General features: G+C 48.4%; 19 protein-coding genes and 1 pseudogene. 7 read left to right on the top strand and 13 right to left on the bottom strand.

Going from position 1 to position 23,850, the window contains the following annotated elements:
• Positions 1–14: 14 nt before the first annotated feature.
• Positions 15–230: pseudogene (locus IEY11_RS02890) on the top strand (manganese catalase family protein); the annotation flags it as partial.
• Positions 231–349: 119 nt separating this feature from the next.
• On the opposite strand, the gene IEY11_RS02885 reads toward IEY11_RS02890, so the two are convergent.
• The 7 genes from IEY11_RS02885 to IEY11_RS02855 form a co-directional block, all read right to left on the bottom strand.
• The gene (locus IEY11_RS02885; protein WP_188885712.1) at positions 350–1,906 is read right to left on the bottom strand and encodes a recombinase family protein; all 1,557 of its coding nucleotides are present in this window, start codon (positions 1,904–1,906) and stop codon (positions 350–352) included.
• Between the two features lie 69 nt (positions 1,907–1,975).
• Positions 1,976–2,125, bottom strand: coding sequence for a hypothetical protein (locus IEY11_RS02880; protein WP_188885711.1), 150 nt, complete (start codon positions 2,123–2,125; stop codon positions 1,976–1,978).
• Between the two features lie 94 nt (positions 2,126–2,219).
• Positions 2,220–7,034: an S-layer homology domain-containing protein gene (locus tag IEY11_RS02875; RefSeq protein ID WP_188885710.1), complete on the bottom strand. Its 4,815-nt coding sequence runs from the start codon at positions 7,032–7,034 to the stop codon at positions 2,220–2,222.
• A 4-nt stretch (positions 7,035–7,038) separates the two neighbouring features.
• Positions 7,039–7,905 carry a phosphoadenosine phosphosulfate reductase family protein gene (locus IEY11_RS02870; protein ID WP_243183932.1) on the bottom strand — a complete coding sequence of 289 codons (867 nt, stop codon included), beginning with the start codon at positions 7,903–7,905 and terminating at the stop codon, positions 7,039–7,041.
• Positions 7,898–8,098, bottom strand: a complete 201-nt coding sequence (locus IEY11_RS02865; RefSeq protein ID WP_118478674.1) for a hypothetical protein — start codon at positions 8,096–8,098, stop codon at positions 7,898–7,900. The genes IEY11_RS02870 and IEY11_RS02865 overlap by 8 nt, the downstream gene beginning before the upstream one ends.
• A gap of 442 nt (positions 8,099–8,540) precedes the next feature.
• Positions 8,541–9,029, bottom strand: a complete 489-nt coding sequence (locus IEY11_RS02860) for an RNA polymerase subunit sigma-70 (protein ID WP_188885709.1) — start codon at positions 9,027–9,029, stop codon at positions 8,541–8,543.
• Between the two features lie 293 nt (positions 9,030–9,322).
• Positions 9,323–9,625, bottom strand: coding sequence for a cyclic lactone autoinducer peptide (locus tag IEY11_RS02855; protein ID WP_118667919.1), 303 nt, complete (start codon positions 9,623–9,625; stop codon positions 9,323–9,325).
• A 220-nt stretch (positions 9,626–9,845) separates the two neighbouring features.
• Between IEY11_RS02855 and IEY11_RS02850 the strand changes: the two genes are divergently transcribed.
• The 6 genes from IEY11_RS02850 to IEY11_RS02825 all read left to right on the top strand — a co-directional run bounded on the left by IEY11_RS02850 (position 9,846) and on the right by IEY11_RS02825 (position 15,825).
• Entirely contained in the window at positions 9,846–10,163 is a 318-nt protein-coding gene (locus IEY11_RS02850) for a helix-turn-helix domain-containing protein (RefSeq protein WP_117491601.1), read from the top strand.
• A gap of 11 nt (positions 10,164–10,174) precedes the next feature.
• A complete protein-coding gene (locus IEY11_RS02845; RefSeq protein WP_118667910.1) occupies positions 10,175–10,861 on the top strand; it encodes a LytR/AlgR family response regulator transcription factor in 687 nt (228 codons plus the stop codon).
• A complete protein-coding gene (locus IEY11_RS02840) occupies positions 10,858–12,123 on the top strand; it encodes a sensor histidine kinase (protein ID WP_118667911.1) in 1,266 nt (421 codons plus the stop codon). Before IEY11_RS02845 ends, IEY11_RS02840 begins: the two co-directional genes overlap by 4 nt.
• A gap of 144 nt (positions 12,124–12,267) precedes the next feature.
• Positions 12,268–12,897, top strand: a complete 630-nt coding sequence (locus IEY11_RS02835; protein WP_118667912.1) for a copper amine oxidase N-terminal domain-containing protein — start codon at positions 12,268–12,270, stop codon at positions 12,895–12,897.
• 101 nt (positions 12,898–12,998) lie between these two features.
• Positions 12,999–14,096 carry a stalk domain-containing protein gene (locus IEY11_RS02830; protein ID WP_188885708.1) on the top strand — a complete coding sequence of 366 codons (1,098 nt, stop codon included), beginning with the start codon at positions 12,999–13,001 and terminating at the stop codon, positions 14,094–14,096.
• A 580-nt stretch (positions 14,097–14,676) separates the two neighbouring features.
• Positions 14,677–15,825: a TolB-like translocation protein gene (locus tag IEY11_RS02825; protein ID WP_188885707.1), complete on the top strand. Its 1,149-nt coding sequence runs from the start codon at positions 14,677–14,679 to the stop codon at positions 15,823–15,825.
• A 135-nt stretch (positions 15,826–15,960) separates the two neighbouring features.
• On the opposite strand, the gene IEY11_RS02820 is transcribed toward IEY11_RS02825, so the two are convergent.
• The 6 genes from IEY11_RS02820 to IEY11_RS02795 all read right to left on the bottom strand — a co-directional run bounded on the left by IEY11_RS02820 (position 15,961) and on the right by IEY11_RS02795 (position 23,810).
• Positions 15,961–16,866, bottom strand: a complete 906-nt coding sequence (locus IEY11_RS02820; protein WP_188885706.1) for a conjugal transfer protein — start codon at positions 16,864–16,866, stop codon at positions 15,961–15,963.
• Between the two features lie 18 nt (positions 16,867–16,884).
• Entirely contained in the window at positions 16,885–17,919 is a 1,035-nt protein-coding gene (locus tag IEY11_RS15185; protein ID WP_188885705.1) for a lysozyme family protein, read from the bottom strand.
• The gene (locus IEY11_RS02810; protein WP_194461853.1) at positions 17,919–20,153 is read right to left on the bottom strand and encodes a CD3337/EF1877 family mobilome membrane protein; all 2,235 of its coding nucleotides are present in this window, start codon (positions 20,151–20,153) and stop codon (positions 17,919–17,921) included. Before IEY11_RS02810 ends, IEY11_RS15185 begins: the two co-directional genes overlap by 1 nt.
• Before the next feature lie 3 nt (positions 20,154–20,156).
• The gene (gene tcpF, locus IEY11_RS02805) at positions 20,157–22,607 is read right to left on the bottom strand and encodes a conjugal transfer ATPase TcpF (RefSeq protein WP_188885703.1); all 2,451 of its coding nucleotides are present in this window, start codon (positions 22,605–22,607) and stop codon (positions 20,157–20,159) included.
• Positions 22,591–22,983 carry a conjugal transfer protein gene (locus IEY11_RS02800; protein WP_188885702.1) on the bottom strand — a complete coding sequence of 131 codons (393 nt, stop codon included), beginning with the start codon at positions 22,981–22,983 and terminating at the stop codon, positions 22,591–22,593. The genes tcpF and IEY11_RS02800 overlap by 17 nt, the downstream gene beginning before the upstream one ends.
• A 335-nt stretch (positions 22,984–23,318) precedes the next feature.
• The gene (locus tag IEY11_RS02795; RefSeq protein WP_456236990.1) at positions 23,319–23,810 is read right to left on the bottom strand and encodes an antirestriction protein ArdA; all 492 of its coding nucleotides are present in this window, start codon (positions 23,808–23,810) and stop codon (positions 23,319–23,321) included.
• Positions 23,811–23,850 lie beyond the last annotated feature (40 nt).

Raw genomic sequence — 23,850 nt, 5'->3', positions numbered from 1 at the left:
ATAAATGCGCGGGTGAACTTGCGCACATGGAGATGATCTCCGCTATCGTGTACCAGCTGACGCGCAATCTCACGCCCGAGCAGATCAAGGAGGGCGGCTTTGACGCCTACTTTGTCGATCACACGACCGGCATTTACCCGCAATCGGCCTCCGGTGTGCCGTGGAGCGCCGCAACGTTCCAGTCCAAAGGCGACCCGATCACTGATCTGTTTGAGGATATGGCAGCGGAAGCTACACCTTTGTAAGAACAATCTTTTAGCCTTTACGCATCATTTTAGCGTACATACTGTTCTTTTTTGTGTGTTATCATACGTAATATGATAAATACATGTCAATTTATGATAATCGATTAAAAATTCCAATGAATCTCCACAGGAACCGTTTTCGTGCCCTTTGCGCGCCGACCGACAGTCACATAGTCAATCAGCGTATCGACCATCTCACGGTTCAGGTGCTCAATGTTCATGTACTTCTCGACCAGTGCACGGCGGTTATCTCCGATAGCGATTCGCTCCTCAAGTTCTCGCATCTGCTTTTCGCCATCCTCGATCACATGCTCCAGCCGATCACGCTCTCCGGCAAAATCTTTCGACATAGCAAGATAGTCCTGCTCTGTCAGCAGTCCCTTTACCTTGTCGAGGTACAGATTGCGAATGCCTGTTGTATATTCCTCCTGCTTCTGACGATAGGTGTTGATCTCCTTTTGCAGGCATTTCTTCTGTTTCTGCAAATCCTTGCAGAACGCTACGCTCTCGGCCGCTTCATCCTTATCGAGAAATTCCTGCGCCATCCGGTTCAGCTCTTCCAGTACAGCTTCCTCCAAATGGCTGACCGCAATAAACGCACCGGGACAGGCTTCCACAGAGATATGCCGATTCGGACATTGCAGATAGTGCCGGTCCTGCGTCTTGGAGGACCGAAGCGTATAGCCGCAATATGCGCACCGTGCTTTGCGTGCGAAAATACCAATTTTTCCATCACTGAACGGTCTGCTGCGCTCTGCTCGCCGCCGACATACCTTGTCCCACAGTTCCTGGTCAATAATCGGCTCGTGCGTACCACGCACAACATACCACTGATCTTTCGGACGCGGCTTACACTGCTTGGTTTTATACGACACACTGCCATACTTGCCCTGCACCATATTGCCGATGTAAATTTCATTTTCCAGCATATCCGCAATCGCAAAGTATTTCCACAAGGTGCTGTTTTTGCTCACCGCCTGCTTGTAGCGTAAGCCATGCTGTCGTTTGTACTCGGTGGGATTGGGAATCCCGCGTGTGTTCAAAATACGGGCGATCGAAGTTTTCCCATATCCCTGTGCAAATAGATTGAACACCTCACGGACTACTGCTGCCGCTTCTTCGTCTATCAGCAAATGCCCTTTGCGGTCAGGGTCTTTGCGGTAGCCGTACAGTGCAAACGCACCGATATGCAAACCGTTGACACGGCGGTTGGTCAGTACGCTGCGAATGTTATCCGACATATCTTCCAGATACCATTCGTTTACAAGACCGTTGATCTGACGTGATTTCTTGTTGCCCTTATTGTCCGTATCCGCATTATCTACAATGCTGACAAAACGGATACCCCAGATGGGAAACAGACCGTGGATATACTTTTCCACCAGTTCCAATTCACGGGTAAAACGTGACTGTGTTTTGCAGAGGATAATATCGAACTTGTGCTGTTCTGCGTCTTTCAGCAGCCGCTTAAACTGCGGCCGCCGCCTGTCTGCACCAGTATAATCATCATCACTGTAAATCTGATAAACTTCCCACCCCTGTTCTTCTGCATACTGCACCAGCATTGCTTTCTGATTCTGAATGCTGCCCGAATCATCGGTCGCACATAGCTTGTTTTTATCTTCCTCGGATAAACGGCAATAAATTGCTGCTTTTTTCATGTTCTATCCCTCATTCAGATAAGAACAAGCTGTTTCCTACTTTTATTGTAACGCATAACTGCACTTTTGTCATTGCCTTTTCTCCGTAATTTTCGTTTCTGTCCGTTCGATACGATTGATCATCTCTACCCATTTCTCTGTAAATCGTTTCCGGTCGCAGGTTTCCCCTCCATTCTGAAAAACGTGTGTGCAAACCGCTTTGATCTGCTGTTTTGCCATACGGCTTCACCCTTCCTTTCAGAATAGCCTATGTTGCTCTCTGCTAATGCAAAACCCGCCTGCTGCAAAACAGGCGGGTTTTCTCATTCTACTCTCAAATCCAATATTCGTTGCGGTCGCTGTCCATAATGAAATCATGTTCGTGCGAAACCTCGGTCACAACAGACGAGGGCGCATCCGCCCATGTGCGGAGATTGCCGCTGTAACCGGAAACATCCGGCGAGGTATCACGTCCGGTAATCTGGCAGATTGCCTTTGCGAACGTCAGACGAGATACATCACCGCTGAGACCGATATTCGTTCGCGCCGCGTAGGCCACCAGCGAGTTCAGTTGACCAGACGCAGCCCAGATACGCAGGTAGCCGTTCTTCGAGATCGTATAGTTGATCTCGTAATCGTCACCCTCGTCCATGCGAGTGGTATCAAATGCGGACGCAGGCAGAACGCCGATGGACACGAAATACTTTGCTTCTTCCGGAATATCGTACTTGTATTTCGGAACGGTAGTCGTGCCGCGCGGCAGCCAAGTGTTGCCGCCGTTAGCAATCAGACGATATACAACCGTGCAGGCTTCCTGCAGGGATACGCGGTCGTTGGGACGCCATAAGCCGTCCGCGTAGCCACCGAACAGCTGATAGTGAATATCCGTCAGCACCGGCGTACCGGACGAAGCAGACGAAACGACTTCAATCTCCGGCGAACGGCCCGAAGCGGAACCGTTGTCACCCGTGGCCGCGGCAAGGTTCGTGTACGTCTTGCCGCCCGCATCGGTCTTAAACTCAACCGTGATTTTCACCACGCGCTTTTCGTTCGGCGCAATGTCACCGAGCTCCAGAGTAAACACTTTGTTCCGGAAACTCCATTTGCTGTTCAGAACGCCGTCCACATAGACGTTGTTCTTCAAAACCGGCGTTACCAGTGTGGTGTCCAGCGTATCTTTGAGAATAACCCGTTTCCACATCTGGTTGGAATCGTTGCCAACCGTGATGGTAAAAGTGGCACGTTTACGGTCTGCTGAAACGCCGGAGCCTACATTCACCACAGTTTTATCAACCTCTTTGGTTACATAAAACGCTGCGGCATCGTCCGGCTGTTCTGCCGTGTCAGGAATCGTTACACCCTTATCCATTGCAGTGCCATGACCGTTATCGCCATCAAGCGAAGCAGTGTTGGTAATCGTTGTACCAGCCGCACTTTCAAGCACCTGCACGTCAAAAGTGATTTCAGCCGATTCGCCCGGTTCGAGATCACCTACGAGCACAGACAGCGCGTTGCCGCTGAGATTGTAAAGTGCGAACTCATTGTTGAGATACACGCCACCGACCAGCTTCACGCCGGTCGGGAGCGTATCGGTCATTACGACATTCTTCCATGCGGCAGTTGCCTTGTTGCCATTCTTTGCGATAACGGTGTAGGTGAAAGTATCGCCTACATTGGCAGTCGTAACGCTTGCAGACTTGTTGACAATCGGAGCAGCTTCGCCCTCGTCAATCTGAACGCCGCCGTCCGGCATGGGCGTTTCCTTGCCGTTATCATCGAGGATAGCGGTATTGACAATGAACTTGCCCTGCGAACCATCATCTACGATTACATCGAAGCTAAGAACGGTCTGTGCGCCTGCTGCGATAGCATCCGGCGTGAACGTAATTGTTTTCATCGTAGCATTGTACGAATAATTGACCGTTGCCGAACCATTCTCCTGCACGTTTCCTGCAAAACTTACGCCGTCAGGCAAAACGTCAATCACTTTCATGTTCTCCCAGTCTGCGGTAGCTGCTGCACTGTTTTCCAGGCGAATGGAGTAAGTGATCGTATCACCAACTGCTGCGGTGGTCTTGTTTGCGGTCTTGCTGCTCGCATGACCATCTGCCGTACCATCTTCAATATCCACACCGTTATCTGTACCGCTCTTGTCCGGCGTATTGCTGCCGCTGACGAGGGCGGTATTTTCAATGTGCATACCGTAGGCATCGCTGTTGACGGTTACATCAAAACAAATCGCCTTGGTCTGGTTCGGCGCAATCTCACCGAGCGATACGGTCAGGGTCTTGCCGGTATTGTCGTACTGATATTCTGCGGAGTAGCCGTCTACGGTTACATTGCCGCGGAAAGTCAGTCCGTTCGGAATGGTATCGGTCATAACCGCGTCACGGATATTCACATCCGCGCCGGTCGCATTCGCCGCGTTTACAGTGTAGGTGATCGTATCACCGACCTTTGCGGTGGTCTTGTCTGCGGACTTGGAAACGGTCAGCAGCGCGTCACCGTCCGCGATTGCTACGCCATCGTCCTTGTCCTGCACCGGGTCTGCATTGTCAGAGGTCAGCGTTGCAAGGTTCTGAATGGTGGTGTTGTACGCGGATTCGTTCACCGTTGTGGTAAAGCCGATGATCTGCTTTGCGTCCGGCTCAATCGTGCCGACATTGACGGTCAGCAGGCGGGTATTTTCATCGTAGGTGTAATCGTTGGTATTCTTGCCGTTCAGCGTGACAGAACCGTATTCAAAGGTCAGTCCAGCCGGAAGAACATCGGTGATAACGCCGTTCTCAACCGGAACAGTTGCGATATCGTCATTCTTTACGGTCAGCGTGTACGCGATCTTATCGCCAACGCGGGCAGAGGACTTGTTCGCAGACTTGTCGATCTGCGGCTTTGCCTTGCCGTCACCAACGGTTACGCCGTTGTCCTTGCCGCTGGTGTCCGGCGTGTTGTCGGACTTCATAACAGCGGTGTTGTAAATGGTCTTGCCATAAGCGGCGGTGTTGACTACTGCGACGAAAGTTACCGTTGCACTTTCTTCCACGCCGAGATCACCAACCTTGACGGTCAGAACGCGGGACGCTTCATCATAGCTGTAATCGTTGGTCAGCTTGCCGTTCAGCGTAACCGAGCCATACTGAATATCCAGTCCGTTCGGAATGGTATCGGCCAGCACAGCGCCCTTGATTGCCACACTTGCGAACTCGCCGTTTGCCAGCTTGATGGTGTAAGTCACCTTATCGCCAACATTGGCAGCGAACTTGTCCGCAGTCTTGGTGACTTCCGGCTTGGTCTTGCCGTCACCGATCTCAACGCCCTTGTCCTTACCCTCGGTGTCCTTGATATTATCGCCGGAGAGGACAGCGGTGTTGTGTACGGTCTTGCCGTAAGCCGACTTGCCCACGGTCACGGCGAAAGTTACAGTGCAGGCAGCGTTCGGCTTCAAATTGCCGATCTGCACAGACAGCTTGCGGCCGGTGTTGTCGTAGCTGTACGGATAGGACTTGCCATCCACCTGCACACTGCCGTCTACGAAGTCAAACTCAGCCGGAATGGTATCTGCCATTTTAGCGTTTTCGATCTCGTAAACAGCACCGTCACCGTTGCCAACCTTGACGGTATAGGTGATCTTGTCACCGACATTTGCGGTTTCCTTATCCGCAGTCTTGGTCACATACGGCGCGGTATCGCCCTTTTTGACATACACGCCATCGTCCTTGTCCTCGTAAATGTTGGTTTTCTTGCCGTCCGCAGCGGTCACATAACCGTTCGTACCCTTGGCAACAGCGGTGTTGTAAATCGTCTGATTGTACATATCGCCGTTGATCTTTGCCTTGAAAGTGACGGTTACGGTCTTGCCAGCAGCAATATCACCGAGGTTTACGGTCAGCGTACCGTTCTTGACGGTATGGGTAGCCGCTACATTGTTCACATAGACGCTGCCCTCGATAAAGGTCATGCCGGACGGGATTTTATCGGTCAGCACGACGCTTTTCCATGCGGAGCTTGCTTTCTTATCGTTCGCCAGCTTGATCGTGTAGGTGATCTCGTCACCTACCTTTGCGTCCTTGACGCTTGCCGTCTTTTCGATAGATGGGAGCGCGTCACCGGTGCTGTACCGGTAAGTGATCGTGCGGATATAGCCGCGATACTCATACGCCGGAATGGACTTGGGCGCGGATTCTGCCTTGCCTGCTGTAGTGACGGACTTAGCGATTTCCTTGCCGTTCGTATCCACGAATTTTTCAACGATGATGTTGTACTTGCCATCGTTGTACTTCGCGTCATGCCATTCTTCGGCGGTATGGGATACCGTAGCTTCCATGAGGTCTGTATAGCCCCAGAACGATTCTGCAAGATCGTTGTACGGATTCTTGACATTCAATGCTTTCAGCTTTTCGCGGGTAACAATACGGTTGATCATGCTGTTTACCAGCGTTACGGTTTCGGTTCGGGTGATCTCCTTGTCGGGATGGAAAGTGCCGTCCGGGTATCCCTGAATCCAGCCTGCTTCACTGGCAGCATTGATATAGCTATATGCCCAGTGACCTTTCTCTACATCGGAGAAAACCTTGCCACTGGTGTATTTGAGGTTCTGGAAACGCGCCGCCAGTACAGCAAACTCCGCACGACTAATGGGCGCGTTCGGTGCAAAGCTATCCTTGGACTTGCCCTCCAGCAGACCGATATTGTACAGCGTTTCGACAGGCTCATAGAACCAGTTCTTTGCGTTTACATCCTTGAAAGTGCCGTTTGACATACGCCGCGTAAAGCTGGGATAATCACCGTCATACAGGCGGTAGAAGATCATAGCCGCTTCGGCGCGTGTCAGATCACCGTTCGGGTGTACGCCCTTGTCGGGATAACCGATGATGTAGGTCAAGTCCTTATGCGAATACACATACTCAACACTTTCGGTATAATCCGCGTAGGTGTAGTTTGTGATCGTCTGCGGGGACTTTTCCTCGTGCGTGACGCTGTATGTCTGCTTTGGGACAATCTCCTTGCCGTTTTCTGCATCAAGATATTTTGCCGTCACCGAGGACAGCGTGCTTGCAGACTTCGTACTTGCGGCAAACGAACTTGGGATAATCGTTGCCGCCATCGCCAGCGACAGTCCCGCTGAGGTGATTCGCTTTATAATCGACATTGTTTCACTCCATTTCCATTAAGCTCAACTGCCCCGGCAGCACACCATCCTGCAGCCACCAGTGCAGCACTTCTTCCCCGCTCTGCCAGACAGCAGGCAGTTTTCTGTGTCGGCGTTCCGCAAGCATACGTTCAAATGCGTGCAGATACGCCCGCTCGTAGGTCGGATACCGGCCAAACTCAAACTGCCGTCCGGCACGACCTGCCAACGGACAGCCAATGCAACCGACCCGATGAAAACCGCGCTCGTACAGCGGATTGACCGGGATATGCTCGGAACGAATGTAGTCCCACACTTCTCTGTCCGTCCAGTCCACGATTGGATTGCAAATGCGCTTTGCCTGCAAGCGGCAGTTCTCGAACAGCCGCCGTGTATCGTCGTTATCGTTGCTGATCGTGATTCTGCGGCTTATGTCGGCGGATTGTTTTTCGTAAATACCGCGGTTCTTGCGGCGCTTGGCGCTTTCCGCCCAGCGGACGCCTGTTGTTATCATGCGACCTTTGCCGCCCTGCTCTTTGAGCACGGAACAGCAGTATCGCACAACGCGCGTCGGCGGCATGAGTTTTTGCGGTATCAATCTCCACATGGTCACTCGAGCACCCTTGAACATTGGCAGGTTGACGGTACACTTGATACTCTCGTTCTCCAGCCGCCGGAAAGTTTCGCGCACATGGTAGACGGTTTCCGGCGCGTCAACCGAGGTATGATTATGCTGTACCTCGTACCGGATACCGGCCGCCCGCGCCAGCGCAAGACAAACATCGCTGTCCTTGCCGCCCGAAGTGGTTATAACGAGCGGTGCATGGTAGTAGGTTTCGCTCATTTCAGCGGCCAGCCGCAGACGAGCGATTGCCTGCTGTTCTTTATTCATTGCGTCCCATCAGCTTAAAATAGGCTTTCGGGCGTTTCGGCAGTTTCGTCCAGAAAATACAGCGACCGTACAGATCGTGAACAAAACTCTCACGGCCTAAGTAAAGCTGTACGTCCATTTTGCCGTTCGGATACAGGCACAGAACCCGATGGCCGCGTTCCGGCAGTATCTTATTTGCATTTTTCCATTCCATAGATGACCTCCAAAGGAAACCGGAGGAATTCATGCGATTCTTCCGGTTTGTGATTATTCTGTTGTCCGGATTTTTACACTATCATATATATCATCACCTCGCATTTCTCTGTCAGCCTATTTGTCCTCACCCCCGGCCGCCGGGAAACATCAGGCGGCCGGCGGCGTACCGACCTCACAGGCATTGCACCTATCTCGTTGTCCGATCTCATAGCCTGCGACGCTTTTAACGCTCGGACTGTGACTGATCGGGAGTATCATTATCATCTGTGCGGGTCGTCGCCTTGTCGGGAGCCGCCCGACAGTTCGCGGCTTTACACCGCAGCTCTCCGCACAGAATTTGTACCTGATGTTTGATGTTCAGTTGCCAAGGAGCAGTGAGAGAAAATACTTATTCCTCTCACTAATTCCCCCGCTGTAACGGCCAGTGGAAACCGTCTTTTTCAGTCTTTTGAAAAATATTTTTTCATATTGCGCAAAATACGGTCTCTCCGCTTTCGTACCATTGTGTGCGAAATACCAAGCCGCTGTGCATACTCACGTACAGAAATGCCTTTATAGAACAATGTGTTGATCAACTGACGGTCCGAATCTTCTAACATATCCAACACGGCAGGCACCTTGAGCAATTCCCGTTCAAACGCATTGCTTTCTTCCTGTTCCATGAACCATTTCTCAGCACCGGGCGCGGTCTCACGAATCAGCTTTTCAAGTGATACACCTTCTTCTTCAAACTGTTCCAGCGAAAGTTCGTGCTGCGCCGGAATATCCTCACCAACATATCTTGCACGTCGGTCTACCTGTGCGTATGTAGCAAATATCTCGTCTGAAACCTCTACATCCTGTCCGAACACGGTAATGATGTTTGCAACTACGTTGCCGTCCTTATCTTTAACCCGCTTATAGTTGCGGTTTTTCTGCCAATTTTTCATTTTCAAGCTCCAATCTCAAAGTTTTTGTTTGAGATTGGAACTTATGGATAGCGGGCAATGCAGGCTTGCCAGGAATCTATAAATGAGCGAAATACCCTGCACTTTTTGATTTTAGGGCAAAAAAATAAAGCCTTTCGCATAGCTATTAAGCTATAAAAATGGCTTTGCTTCATAAAACATTTTACAAATCAAAACGCTACTGACAACACCCTTGATTAGGATTGCAGTAGCGTACTGATCAAATTTTACAGATTTGAATTTTTTATTTCAATATTTGTACATCCGCCCACATATTATCGCTCACGAAGGCATTCTGAAACTTCCGGCTGATACGATTCAAACAGACAAGTAGTGCCCATAGAAGCGGTTGCTGCAACAATTGCCAGTGCAGTAATAATCTGACCACCATGCACAATACACCAGTTGATATACCTTTCTTCATGTAGTACAAATGAGCACATTACCAAAATTACAATATTCAGAATTGCCGAAACGATCAATTCTAAACCGTACGCACAGATTTCCAATTGTTCATCCGATACAATAATTCCCTTCTTTTTGAGATAATTACAATAAGAATCGACAAACTTCTTCATAAAAATACTCTATTCTCGCTTATTCACTTCACTATACCTGATATTCCTTATTATATCGAGCCCTTGATGTATTTCAATGTCCTTGCAGAGTTTAGTCATGTTTTTGCAGTAATTAGTTGAAAAGATAGTATAACTATTATAAAATAATAGTATTAATCGCTTCTAATTGGTATCCATACTACTTAGAATAATAGTATCGCTATACCTGAGGTGATTATAAATGACAGGTCTTGGAGAAATTATTCAAGCCAAACGAAAAGAGTTAGGGTTGACGCAAGAGCGTCTTGCTGAGAAAATCGGAAAAACCGCCGGATATATCGGCCAAATTGAACGCGGACTCAGTTATCCATCTTATCCGGTTTTATTACAGTTAATTGAAACATTAGAACTTGATGTACAATCTTTATTCTGCACATCAACACTCGAAGAAAGCGCAAAACTGAAGCAAGAATACGCACAACTCTATTCCAAACTCTCAAAGAAACAGCAACAATTAGCCCTTGGAATGTTAAAACTTATTTCGAGATGTGATTTTTAACAGGAGTATTTATGCGAATTGCAATTTGTGATGATGAAGATCAGGAACGGCTCAATATCGAAGCATTAGTCAAGCGATATGCCCCCGAATTATCTATTGTCCTTTTTTCCTCAGCAGACGAACTGCTGGCAGCAGCGAAGACGACATTTTTCCCATTGATTTTCCTGGATATTGAAATGGATGATACAAATGGCTTTGATGCTGCAGAAGAACTTATGTCAGGAAGCGCAAAACCACTTATTGTTTTTGTAACCAAGAGCACCGAATATACGATTCGTGGTTATGACGTGGCTTTTCATTATCTTGTAAAACCTCTTAATGAGGCAAAGTTCCACGAAGTTCTAAAGCGCGCTTTGCGTCTGATTATTCCGCAGTATTTTACATTCTCCTCGAACGGCGAATTGTATCGTATCCCTGTACAAGAAATTCTGTATTTCGAGTCTCGTAATTATATGCTTTTCGTTCATACACAGCAGCAGATTTACAAAGCTCGCTTGAGCCTGAAAGAGGTCGAACCCCAATTATCATCAGCCAATTTTCTTCGTATTCATGCCAGTTTCTTAATCAATCTGCATCATGTAATTCACATAACAAAAGACGATATAGAAATGCAGGACCATCAACTCATCAAAATCAGTAGAAACCGAAAGAAAGATGTCATTGCAGCTTTTACAAAGTTTGCGAGGGAAAACATATGACTTTGCTAATTGAAGCCCTCAGTGGTGTATTAGACACTTTTCTACTCTATCTTTTTGCATCCGGATTTTACTCAAAATATCGCAGCACTAAGTACAAAGGACATTTATACTTACTTGTGGGTATTTTTATTATCGTGATGAGCTGTATCCATATGCCGGGCATACTTCGTATCGTGCTGAGCTGGAGCATTATCAGTGTATCAACATATGCGATTTTTGAATCCACTGTTCGCAAGGCACTTTTAACTTCAACAGCATTTATAACCCTCAGTGTGTTGGTTGACGTAATATGTGAATATCCTTTTTATCTCTCCGGCATTTCACGAACGGTTATCCTCGGACAGGGGTTAGCACGCTGCATATTTATCATCTTTGCAAAGCTGATAAACTTACTGCTCATTCTTTTTATTGTCACACTGTTCGGCAAAAAAGGTTTACTTGATATTCCATTCACAGAATTGCTCCCACTCACGACCTGCCAGCTCGTCAGTGTATTTATCTGCATTGTATCATTGGAATTGGTCGGAACCGTATCGCACTTTCTTTTAATATTATTAACACTTTCTATTGCCGGAATTTTGTACATCAACATTGTATTCTTCGTATATATGCGATCTATTCGTACAAATTACGAAAACGAGCAGCAGCGGCGTTTGGCTGAACAGCAACTCGAAACTCAGCTGTCTTATTACGAACAGATGAAATCCGCTAACGAGCAAACGCGAAGCCTGTGGCATGATATAAAAAAGCAATTAACTGCTGTTACTGCATTAGTCAAGGACAGTGATGTATCACAAGCAGAGTTATATCTCGAAACCATTACCAAATCATTTAATTCGCTTAGCAAAATCGTTGATGTAGACCATCCGGTTATTAACGCAATTTTGAATGATGCACTGGGAAAATCCTCGCTTGCCGGTATTACTTTAAAAATCGACGTTTTTGTTTCCCCTCAGCTTGCCCTGTCCCCGCTGGTTTTAAGTGTTATTCTCGGAAATACATTGGATAACGCAATTCGCGCATGCAGCGGTGTATCTGCCGATACGCCTAAAATCGTAAGTTTAACTTTAAGACAAAAGGACAGTATTCTGTATTACCGCATTTCCAATCCCTATGACCCAGAATTTTCTTCTAAGAAACGCGAGGGTATTCATGGTTATGGGCTGAAAAACGTCAGTTCCACAGTAGAACAAATCGGCGGCACAATGCAAATCAATCAGGAGAATAATCAATATACTGTAGAGATTATTTTGAATTTGTAAAATCATGGACGACAGTTTTAAAAGCTGTCGTCCTTTCTTTGTGCATTTTACTGCACCAGACCTACCAAACTCTGCACTCCTATTGCGTGCTTTTCTGCACGATGTATAATACAGATACACAAATCGTTTAAGGAGGTAGTTCATATGAAAAAGCGTTTTCGCATCCCGATTATCGGCCTGATTTGCTGCCTGTTGCTGGGTACGATTGCTTTCGCAGTCAATGGCCGCAAGATCACTGCAACCTATGGAGGTATCACCATTTACCTGAACGGCCAGAAACAGGTAGCTACCGATGTAAATGGCAAGGTGGTAGAACCGTTGATCTATCAGGGTACGACTTATGTGCCGATACGTGCCGTCAGCGAATGGCTGGGTAAGACGGTTACATGGCAGGGCAGCACAAGTTCGGTTTTCATCAACGATTCTGTCTTTTCGGACAACGAAGTTGCAGCTGCTGAAAATGTAATCAGCGAGTTCTTTACACTGTTCGGCGATAAGCAATATCAGAAGATGGCTGCGTTGTGTACCGGCGATGCCGCAGGTTTTGATTACAGCTCCGGCGTATTCGGTATGAAAGAGGCAAAGTTGAAATCCTGCACCTACAACGGTGATTACTCCGCAAGAGAAAAGAAACTCGTTTTTGAGTGTTCTTTTGCAATGAAACCCGCCGCAAACTCGGTGTATGACCCTAATCAAACCAACACAACCTGCTTGATTTATGTCAAAAAAGTCGGCAGCCAGTTCTTGATTGATGAATTTGCAAGCGGTTTCTAAACCATCATTCATACACCAGATAATAAAAGGAAGAAATGGTTGTCACACCAACTCGGCGACAATCATCGAGAGTGCACTTGCATATGGAGGGATAAAATACGATGATGAATAAGTTTCAAAAAATGATGAGCGGCACACTCGCGGGCTGCCTGATGGCGTCCGCGCTGATGATGAGCGCAGGCGCAGCAAATGTGCAGACCTATATACCATCGGGTACGGTGCAGGCAGCTGCACAGAATACGGCGCAGACCCGCACCGCCGTAAAAATCAATCCGCAGAGCGCGGACATCTATGCAGAGGGCATTCCGGCTGCCTTCCCGAGCGAGGACGGCAAGACGGTTTACACGGCGCTGAGCTACAACGGCTCGACCTACATGCCGCTGCGCACGGTTGGCCGCTGGATGGGCAAAAATATCTCGTGGGACGGTGCATCGCGCACGGTGTTCCTGTCGGGTACTACGGAAAAGTCGTATCCGTGTGCGGATGACGATGCGTACCACAAGGAAGGCGTGAAATATGTCGGTGCGACCAGTCATGCTACGCTCGATAAGGGCGTAAAGGTCCTCGTGGACGGCAAACAGCAGACCTTCAAAAACCAGAAGGGCGTGACCATTTATCCGCTGTTTTACCAGAATTCCATCTATCTGCCGCTGCGCAACATCGGTGAGCTGACCGGCATGGACGTAACGTGGTACAGTGCCAAGGCGGAGAATGACGTGAACGCCATCTTCCTGCGCATGCCGCTGAGTGACAGCAAGCGTGCCGAAATGGAAACCTACGCGACAAATCTCATGAAGCAGCTGCTTGATATGCGGACGGATACGCAGAAGATCAAGAATTGTGCGTCTGCGGTGAAAAACGGCGGCTATACCGACTATGTAGTTACCGATAAGGCAACCGCCATGGCGGCGCTGGACTCCATCAAGCGCAAAGCGCAGACCATCCGCAGCGGCATGACCGAGCAGGAGAATCCGATCCGCTACTACAACAGCAGCCTGATGAACGAACTGGATTTCCTCATCGATAACGCGAACGCCGTGATGGACCGCGTGAAGAACGGGCGGGTCGTGCTCGGCAGCAGCAATCCGGATACGAGCGTGGTCGATCAGACCGCTGTCATGTTCGGCGCTGATAATACTATGCTGGACTGCGAACGCATGGTTCGTATGCTGCGGCAGAACATGGATAGACTTTTTTAATGCAAACCAAGACCATAAAAAGCTGAGGATTACCTCAGCTTTTTATCTATCCGACAATTTTCCAATTCCCATCTACCAGTTTCAGCGCAAGTTCAAACTGCGAAATTTGCGTCATTTTCATAACATTATCCAGTATGCTACTGTCACAGTTACCATTACAGTATCGCTATGCCTGTTCAACACTATGCTTTTAAGCTGGCTGACTATATATGTAAGCATGGAATCATTGCTAACATAGTAAGATAGTCCTTTAGGTTGCCGTCGGCTATAATATGAAAAAGATAATCAAGAAATCCATAACACGCAACGAATAATAATCAATATACCGTAGCGATTATTTTAAAAATGTAAAACAACAGACAACAGCTTTCCAAAACGCCATTCGTCATCTGTGTATTTTACTGCAAAAATCATACTGAACTCTGCATTTTCAGTACAAATTCCACTTTTAATGGTATAATGCAAATATGAAATAAACAATTTATATACTCGATTATCTTTCACAATAACTGTAAAGCATTTTATAGTCTTACCCTCTATATTTGTGATAAATTATAATGGCTATTGCAGGAGAAAAGTAATGAAAAAGAACCTTGCCATTTCATGTATTCTATTAGCTGTAGTAACTATATTCAGTCTGTATTTTTATCAAGAGCGCGAAACCAAAAGTTTACCTGCTTCCATTGAACCATACACCGAAACCGCAGTAATCTTATCAGATTATATTGATTTTGAAAAAAGCATTTATATCGGTCACAAATCCGACCATGAGATATTATATAAAAATTACGCTGATAACTATATCAGGTCGGTTGACTTAAATACCCAAGAGCAACAGGAACTTATTAAATTGGACACGCAAACAAACGGCACCATGACAACCTTTGATTATAAGGATAATTGGTTTGTCTGGTCCGAGAGCCAAGACGCCGAACTGCGTGTAGGAAGTTCTATTGGTGAAAATTGGGCTGTATACGCGGCTGACCTGCGTACAGGAGAAATCATATTCGTAGACGGCGAAAACGATTTCTTCCCTAAAACACGGAATTTTGACCCGCACCCGTGGTCGCTTTCGGTAAATGGCAGCTTTGTTGTTTACGCCAGCTATACAGCTAATGAAGATGGTATTTACCCTGCAATAAAAATTTATGATTTGAACAATCATAAATTGGAAATTGCAGATACAGCAGATTCCATGCAAACCACTTTTGGTTCACCGTCTGTGAATGACAAAAATGTTGTTTATCTAAAATATGATTCTAATGGCAGTTCCCTTTGGACATATGACATAGAAAAACATAAACGTATGTGTATCGAGCCGCCCGAACCGTTGCAGGAAATATGCATCACAAACTCTTTTATCGTAGGCGTTTCGGAGTGGCAGCCGCAAAAATCAGAATCATTATACTGTTATGACTTCGCTCATAAGAAATGGTCAAAACAGATAGACGCCACCACGAAATTATATCCAAACAATATTGACAGCACCTTAGAATTTGCTGAACTGCAATCTTCAAACGATTTTATAACATGGCGTCCGATTACTGGAAATGCACTTTATGTGTGGGATATAACAACCAATAAAGTATTGGATTTGTCCGAAAATGTTTCTGGGTTAATTGATTATGTATTATATCCTTTTGATGAAGATTATCTGGTTTGGTGTGAAACAAATACACAAACGCAAGAAACTAAGTATCCATGTATAAAAATATCAAGTTCATCATAAAATTTCTGCGCTCGCCACCGCGAGAATAGAAGGCTCGTCTCAGAATCGAAACATTCTGCGACGAGCCTTTTTTCCCTTCGGTATTCGATTTTCACACTTCGTTACTTGCTACTTTTCCCCGTACAAACGCATACATCACCCGACGATTTTCCAATTCCCATCCACCCGTTTCAGCACAAGCTCAAACTGCGAAATCTGCGTCATTTGTGTAACGCTGTCCAGATATTCCACCGCCACGGTTGCCGTTACGGTATCGCCGTTCTTATTCAGCACCGTGCTTTTAAGCTGGCTGAACGTATAGTCCGCGCACTTTACCGACGGCATAGAACCACCACTGACATAGTAAGACAGCTCTTTTTCCGTAGCCGTCGGATACAGCGTGAAAAAGGTAATCAGGAAATCCGTAATATCCTCGCTTTCCACCGCAGAAACCGTTCCGTCGAGTTCTGTGTCTTTGGGCATATATGCAGATTTTGCAGGCTTTCCGGTGATCGTCGGCGCTTGCGTAATAACCATATCTCCGTTTTCGTCCTTGTAAACCGCTGTTTTGTACACGCTGGATACAGTGTCTTTTTTCTTGCCGTCCGAAATCGTCTGCGCCACTGTGAACACGACTGCAAAATCGTTTTCACTGCCATTCTGCTCCACAGACCAGATCTGAATGTCCTGCACGGATGAAGAAACCGCAACGTCACTTTTCACGGTGTCAGCCGTTAAACGCTGCAGGTCCTCGGTCAGATAGCCAGTCAGCGCATCGGTACGCTGTGCCACAGAATCCTTGTTATTACTCCATGAATAGTACGTTTTCGCAAAGTTCCGCACAAACGCTTCTACGCCGCTGGTATCCTCCACACGGCGCTCAACGATCTCCTTTTCGTGAACGGTATGTGTATCAATCGCAGTAAAGTTCTTATACACTGCAAACACAAATCCGCAGATGAACAGCAGCCACATTGCAATCACAGCAGGTTTGCGGCTGTTCACCGTGTAAACGCGCAGTTTCTTTGGTTTCTGCTGTTTTTCTGTCTTTTTCTGAAACATAATTCGTTCTCCTTTGTCTTATTTCTGTGCAACCACAGCGCCGCCCCAGCCCCAACCGCCGAAGCCATAGTAGGCCGTCCAGCCCTCTACGGTATCAATGACAGTGCCGCCGATGTTGGAAATAATCTGGCCCTTGCCAATGTAAATGCCGACATGACCCGCATTTCGTCCGCAGGTGTCGTTCGTTCGGGACTGGTACACCGCCGGGTCATTATAAACCATCGCGCCGAGAGGAATATTCTTGCTGGACTTTCCGACCGTATACAGCGCACGATTTTTGCCCGCACAACAATGCCGGTCGATGGATACACCCGCTTTTCGGTAAACTTCTTCCGCCCATGTTTCACAATAGCCGCCGACGGCAGAAATGCCGTACTTTTCTGAATTTCGTGCCACCTCGACAATGCGATTCTGTGCGTCCGTTCCGAGCGCGTCACCGCCGGTTTGCGTCAGGTATTGCTTTACCAGCTTGACATAGAACATATTGCCGTAGTTATACCGCCAGCCGCCGTTGATTGGCGTGGAAATCTCGTTTTTATAGGTGACTTTCACGCCGCCGGAGTGCTGTCGGGAAAACTCCTGTGCCAGTTCAAAGGTGTACCGCTTGCCGTTTTTCGCAACAAAATCCAGGAAACCGCTACCGTAATTGTACGCTTGAATAATGGCGTCCATATCACAGCCGAGCTTGTCCGCCTTTGCGACCAGTTCCGAGAAATACTTGCAGCCCTGCTTAATACTGTCCTCTGTCCCGAGCGTATTCACCGGCAATCCGGCAGATTCCGAGGACTGCATAACATCTTCCAGCTTGCCTTCGCTTTCCACCTGAATAATGGCAAGCAGGACATAGACATAGTCGCTGATACCGTTCTGCCGCGCGTATTTCTCAACCATGGGCTGGTGCGCGAGCACTTCCGGCGAGAGATTTACGCCGATGTACAAACCCGAGCCACTTCCGCCGCTATCCTCATCCGAAGCGATAATCAGAAACATCGACAGAAGTAAAGCAATCAGCAGTCCGAAGCCCAGGGCACCTGCCATTGCCGCCTTTTTCATCACTTGCGCTCACCTCGGCTCTCCGAACGCCGCTGTTTGCGCGTGATTTTTCTGGTTTTCCGCTGTTTGAACTCCGCACCAAAGGTTTCTTCGTCCAGTCCTTTTGGCATTGTATATCGTGTTTTCGGCTTGTCCGGCACCATCGGACGTTCTGCCGGACGGTCCGGCTTGCGGTCTGCAACCGTAGTCTGCGGCTTATCCTTGACCGTCGGACGATCTTCCCGCTGTCTGGGTGTCGGTTCAATCCGTTCCGACCGAGGCCGATTCTGCGGTGCAGACGGCTTTTCCTGTTCATGCTGTTCTTGTCTGGACAGTTTCGTCGTTGTCGGACGTTCCGGCCGTTCTGTTTTTGGTGCAACAGGTGTGCTTGTCTGCTTTTGCAGTTCATTGTTCTGCCGTTTTGGGATAGTCGGACGCTCCCGCTGTACAGGATTGCTGCTCTCTGTTCTCGGTTTCTCCGTATTACCCTCATTGCGTTCTCTTTTTCGCTGAGATAACTGCTCACGGTGGCTTGCAGTGGTAGTTCTACGAGATTCCATCTGTGCAGCACGCGCTTCTCGACGTTTCTGCATGGTTTCCCGTACACTTTTCCGTGCAGATTCAATATTGCTGTGAACCGCGTACTCTGCATTGGTCGGTACGTCCTTGACCTTTTGCACGGTTTTCGCCGCCTTATCCCGCACGCGGGACGGCGTATCCGCAATCTTGCCTGCCGTTTCACCAACCCGCTGACCAAGATTCTTCTTCTCCGGCTGAACATTTTCGCGGTTTGAACTTTCACGGTTAGCAGAGGTTGAAGCTGTTCTCTGTGTACTCTGCACGGCACGGCGCTGTGCAGAACGCTTTCCTACGCCAACACCTGCCGCAAACGGCAGTGCCTTGCGAACCGCCCTCGAGATCGTCCGACGCGGCCGGTTTGTCATGGCTCGACCGACACGACCCGTGCCCTCATCACGCAGACCGATCATGCCGAGCAGTTTGTCGCGCTCCATATACACGCCCGCGAACACAATCACCTGCAGCAGTACGACCACCACGAACGGCTTGCCGTTAGCAATCGTGTAGGCCAGCGAGGACAGCACCAGCACAAACGTGGTCAGCAGCGTTGTTCCGACGCGCAGCATGATTGTGTTAAACAGCGAAATCACCGCTCTCCTGCTCGTGCCGGAAAACGCCGGAATCATGCTGATCAGCAGGCTCACCGGCAGGAACATCGCGCTGATGATAAACAAAATCTGTGACAGGAGCATACTGCCTGTGAGCATAATCGCAAACGCCGACACAATCAGATTAAAAATCAGAAAGAACACGGATAAACCAAACCGACTTGTTACCTCGGTTACAGTCAAATTGCCGTTATCGTAATCTTCCAGTTCCGACTTCACGACTTCTTCCCTATCTTTGCCGCGGTTTTCATCCGGCGAAGTGCCGAGCAGGCTGTGTACCCGTTCTTCTCCGATATTCTCCACATCCGAATCGCCAAACTGCATGATAAGCCACGGCTGCTTGACTTGGATACCGAACAAACAGTCCCGAATCGCAGAAACGCCCGTGTTCTCGCCTGCCGCGTCCGGCGCAAGAATTTTCGCGCTCACATCGACAATACCGTTGCTGATGTCGCTCGAAAACTCGTTGACACCGGTAATCGCTGACGGCGCATAAGCAATCAGCCCAACCGACACCACAAACACAACGCCGAAATTCAGCGCCGCATGAAACGCTTTTGTCGTTTCACGTTTGACCAGTCCAACATAGGTGCAGTACACACCGACCAGCAGCGTGACAATCGCCATCATGCCTGGAAACAGGCCCGTGCTGTCAAACCCGCTGGCTGACACACCCGCAATCAACTGAATATTTTTGCCAATCTCGCTTGCTGCACTGCTGATAAAATCCAAATCGTATGCCTGCTGAATCAGGTATCCTACGGCATTTGAAATGTACAAATTCAGCGTCCACAGGAAGTTCGTAAACAGGTAAATTGCGTACTGCGCCGTTTTCCCGATACCATCCAACCAGTTCCACGGCAGCCAATCCCACGAAGAATCAACATAAAAGTCAAGCTGGTAGTTGTCGATTGGATACCTGCTGAACTCGTGCGCCGTATCAATGGTTTCGTCCAGCAATCCAGCGGCGTGCGCCTGCACCGTGAACAGATTGAGAAATAGAAAAGCCATCACAACCGTAATAAAGGCTGTAATGGCTAATTTCTGAACTTTTAAGGCATTTGTCACACGTTACACCTCGTTCCCTGTAACCGGCGGGCGCGTATCGAACGCATGGAACAGATAATCGAACATGACATGGAACTTGATAACGCCGACGCGACCGTAAAGGTCTTGGAAAAGGCACTGACCGTTTTCCAGATTGCGAAGCCGCTTCTGGTTATTTTCGTCCTCGGAATCCAATCCGAAAAATTCGAGTGTTTTCTTGATCTCGTTCATATCCGTGCTTCTAAACGCAAACTTCATGCCGATGTTGTTCTTGATATTCTCGTCTGCCACATCACCGGCGTTCTGGGTGACGAAGTAAACGGCGGCGTTCATCGAACGGCCAGCGCGAACCAGCTTGTTTGCCAGCGTTTTGCCCTGTGCCACATTAAGGAACGCCCATGCTTCATCAAGTCCAACCATCTTGAAGATACTGCGGTCTGAATGAATGAAATCCAGTGCAAAGGTAGAAATGACGATCAGCATAGAGATCGACAGCATTTCGATGGTGGTATAGTCCGCAGGCGCGGTGTCCTTATCCGGCAGAACCAGATCGGCAACCTGAATGATATTCAGCTGCTTTTCAAGGCTGATCGTCTGCTGCACCTTGCCATTCGAGAACAGCAAGTGAGCAAAGTCATAGTCCGTGAACGATTCGATATGCTCGGCAATCGCAAGCGCGGTTTCCGAGCCATCGTCCCGCAGCGCATCAATGACACGGAGCAGACCGCGCATTTCGCTGTTTGTGACAGCACGCACCGCCCGGCGCAGGACAGGAAACAGCTTGCCGTCACGCGAGGAAATACCCGTGAGGAAAGTCAGCACATCAAGCGCAAGGCTTTCTGCGTCCTTGGTTTTCCGCATGATGATATACGGGTCAAGCATACCCTTGTTTTCCTCGTCCGAGGTCAGATTTACAATGTTGATCTCGTCCGCGATCTCCGGCAGCTTCTCTTTCCAAAGACCGCGTTCAGATTTCGGGTCAAGGATAAGAGCCTGTGCGCCGTTCAGAACAGCGTAGTAAGTAAGCAGGTTGAACGACAGCGATTTACCGCCGCCCAGAGAACCGAGGAACGCACCGGACAGCGCATTGGTAACAGAACCCTTAACGCCCTGTGCCGCTCTTGCAGGCTGAACATAGACATTCTGGTCGGTATCGACATTGTAGCCGAGATAGATACCATCGCGCTCACCGAGCATTTGCGTTGCACCGAAACCCAGACCGGCAAGAAAATCACTGGTGACATACTGCACATAATCGTTCATATACCGCTTACTTGCCGGAATAAATTCGTTATGTAGTCCCATCATATCACCGATTGGACGAACCAGCTTGATACTTGCGTCATCGTAAAAGTCACGCACCTGATTGCAGCGGCGTTTGAGTTCTTCCGTATCCGGCGCGGTAACACGCACCACATAGGACAGCTTGTACATACTTTCCTTGCTCTGATCGAGAACGGTTTCCAGTTCGTCCACGCTGTCCAGGGCTTCCGCCACCTGATTGGTGGTTTCCGAGTTATTTTCCCACGCATGGTTATCGAGGTCTTTCAACTCCTTTTTCTTGTTGCGAACCGTATGCAAAGCAGCTTTATTCGCGATAATCTCAACATTCATTGAGGTATCAATCGCAAAGTCAAACTGCTGTTCCTGGTAGTAGAAAATCTCACTGGACGGGAAATCCAGTTCACCGACCACATCTGAAATCGTAAAGTACGCGACGTAGCTTTCCGAATCCTCGGACTTCATGTGTAAATACCGCTGTTTTTCCTCAATCAGACAACGGGCAGGCTTGATAAGATCGTACTTTTTAACCAGCGTATCACGCTTACGCTTTTTGAGCGGCAGCGTAAACTCGAAATCCTCATACGCCGTGCCGATCCTGCCGTAGATATGCTCCAGCAGATAGCCGAAGTCATTCTTATTTAGCCGACGCACCTTGAAGCGGCGGGACAGCTTATTTTCCATCAACTTTTCCATGCGGATATACCGACGAATTTCATCGTTCGGCATGGAAACAAAATCACCCATGAACGAATGACCAATAGCATTTGCCGCGTCATGCAGCAGGTTCTTTGCGGTCTTTCCCATTTCCTTGACAGAGAGTTCTTTATCCGTCACGACCAGCTTAAAGCCGAGAAAGAAGCGGTAATCGACCTGTGTATCACCGAGAGAAGCAACGAGATTTTCCGTCTGCTCGTCAATCTCGGCGCAGGCGATCTCTTTCAGCCGCCCGGTCACACTTTTCTTGGAACGCTCCTGCGCGGCGCGGATACTGCTTTCTGTGCTAATCTGCAAAGCGTGAATCTTGCCATCACGGTTCTGCGCGATCAACTGCCGGAAAGCATCATGCACCGCGTCTTTCTGTTCCAGTGACAGGAACGAATAATTGAACGGAATCAGTTCGTAATAGGCAAAACACTCGCCCTCAATGTTCCAAACAAGGTTATTTTCGATATATTTAATGGGGTACGGCACGGATAATCTCACTCCTCACTACGGTAATATCCGCGTTCTCGCGGTGCTTTTTCAGCCGGACAGGCTTTCCGGCAAAGGTGACTTTCAGCCGCAGCGCATAAGCAATCACCGAGCGCAGAAAACTGTACGGTTTCTTGCCGTCAAACGTCTTTTTACTCATAAACCACGTCACGCCGAACGGAATACAGCACAAAATCAGCGGGTTATGAATAAACGCCAACGGCGGTACTTTACGGAACGCGAACACCAGCACACCACTTGCCGCTAGCCAGAGCAGTTGGGTCACAGTGACCGGTGTCGGCAGTTTAGCGTCACCGAACGAGTATATTACCTGTTCGACTTTCCATACACTGCTGTAACTTCTTAGTTTTTTCAAATTGCAGCTCCTTTTCACTTTTCTACATTATATAAGGCAATACAACATAATTGAACAAGAGCGATTTACGAGTAAATTTTGCGTACTGACGCGGCGCGGTTTTGCGGTAATACTTGATGTATTACCGTGAAATCGCAACAAAGTCAGGACACAAAATTTCCGTAAAGCACCGCAGCTTTAATTGTGTTGTATTGCCTATGGGTATAGGGGGAGAGGAACGAGTTCCAGCCGCAGGCGTCTTTCCTCTCCCCCTGCACGGTTGATGTATAACTCCCTGTCGGCAGTTACACACAGCCGTGCTTCACCCCCTCACCATTCTCGCAGCGGCCCTCCTTTTATCGAATCAGTTCAAATACGCCGTCTTTGGTTTCCACAAAGTCGCCCTCCATCGAGAGATCACGCCCGTACTGTGCACTGTCAAAATACCGGCGCAGTGTTTCATCCGAAATCAGACCATCATCTAACATCTGTTCCGCTACATCGGCTGTTGTGTCACAGCCGCTCCACAGGATAATATCGTCCGCGTGCTCGCAGAAATCCTCCACGCCGCTGTAATAACTGAGCAGTGAACCCATGTTATCCCGAATGTAGTCCGGCAGGTCCTCCACCAGTTCACACAGGCGGTTGATCTCCTCGATAGGCGTATACTCACCGATCTCGAACGGCAATTCAAAATCGTGGATGGCATATTCCTCGTACTGCTCATTCAGACCGATACGCTCTCTCACTTCGTCCATGTCGATAGGAGGTTCAAACCACGCGCCAACGAGTTCGCCCTCGTTATATTTGCCGAGATTTGCAATATAAACGCGCATTTCTTCCATAATTTCACCTCATTCCATAAGAAAAGGCTGACTTTCCAGCCAG

It is taken from the genome of Butyricicoccus faecihominis (assembly GCF_014648015.1).
In the GTDB taxonomy this organism is placed as follows: Bacteria; Bacillota; Clostridia; order Oscillospirales; family Butyricicoccaceae; genus Agathobaculum; species Agathobaculum butyriciproducens.
Note: the sequence above shows the minus strand (reverse complement) of the source record. Positions and strands in the feature narration are given on the sequence as shown.

What these genes read in the sequence shown, in the direction of transcription:
- IEY11_RS02885 (WP_188885712.1), bottom strand. Translation starts at nt 1,906, where the DNA reads ATGAAAAAAGCAGCAATTTATTGCCGTTTATCCGAGGAAGATAAAAAC.
- IEY11_RS02880 (WP_188885711.1), bottom strand. Translation starts at nt 2,125, where the DNA reads ATGGCAAAACAGCAGATCAAAGCGGTTTGCACACACGTTTTTCAGAAT.
- IEY11_RS02875 (WP_188885710.1), bottom strand. Translation starts at nt 7,034, where the DNA reads ATGTCGATTATAAAGCGAATCACCTCAGCGGGACTGTCGCTGGCGATG.
- IEY11_RS02870 (WP_243183932.1), bottom strand. Translation starts at nt 7,905, where the DNA reads ATGAATAAAGAACAGCAGGCAATCGCTCGTCTGCGGCTGGCCGCTGAA.
- IEY11_RS02865 (WP_118478674.1), bottom strand. Translation starts at nt 8,098, where the DNA reads ATGGAATGGAAAAATGCAAATAAGATACTGCCGGAACGCGGCCATCGG.
- IEY11_RS02860 (WP_188885709.1), bottom strand. Translation starts at nt 9,029, where the DNA reads ATGAAAAATTGGCAGAAAAACCGCAACTATAAGCGGGTTAAAGATAAG.
- IEY11_RS02855 (WP_118667919.1), bottom strand. Translation starts at nt 9,625, where the DNA reads ATGAAGAAGTTTGTCGATTCTTATTGTAATTATCTCAAAAAGAAGGGA.
- IEY11_RS02850 (WP_117491601.1), top strand. Translation starts at nt 9,846, where the DNA reads ATGACAGGTCTTGGAGAAATTATTCAAGCCAAACGAAAAGAGTTAGGG.
- IEY11_RS02845 (WP_118667910.1), top strand. Translation starts at nt 10,175, where the DNA reads ATGCGAATTGCAATTTGTGATGATGAAGATCAGGAACGGCTCAATATC.
- IEY11_RS02840 (WP_118667911.1), top strand. Translation starts at nt 10,858, where the DNA reads ATGACTTTGCTAATTGAAGCCCTCAGTGGTGTATTAGACACTTTTCTA.
- IEY11_RS02835 (WP_118667912.1), top strand. Translation starts at nt 12,268, where the DNA reads ATGAAAAAGCGTTTTCGCATCCCGATTATCGGCCTGATTTGCTGCCTG.
- IEY11_RS02830 (WP_188885708.1), top strand. Translation starts at nt 12,999, where the DNA reads ATGATGAATAAGTTTCAAAAAATGATGAGCGGCACACTCGCGGGCTGC.
- IEY11_RS02825 (WP_188885707.1), top strand. Translation starts at nt 14,677, where the DNA reads ATGAAAAAGAACCTTGCCATTTCATGTATTCTATTAGCTGTAGTAACT.
- IEY11_RS02820 (WP_188885706.1), bottom strand. Translation starts at nt 16,866, where the DNA reads ATGTTTCAGAAAAAGACAGAAAAACAGCAGAAACCAAAGAAACTGCGC.
- IEY11_RS15185 (WP_188885705.1), bottom strand. Translation starts at nt 17,919, where the DNA reads ATGAAAAAGGCGGCAATGGCAGGTGCCCTGGGCTTCGGACTGCTGATT.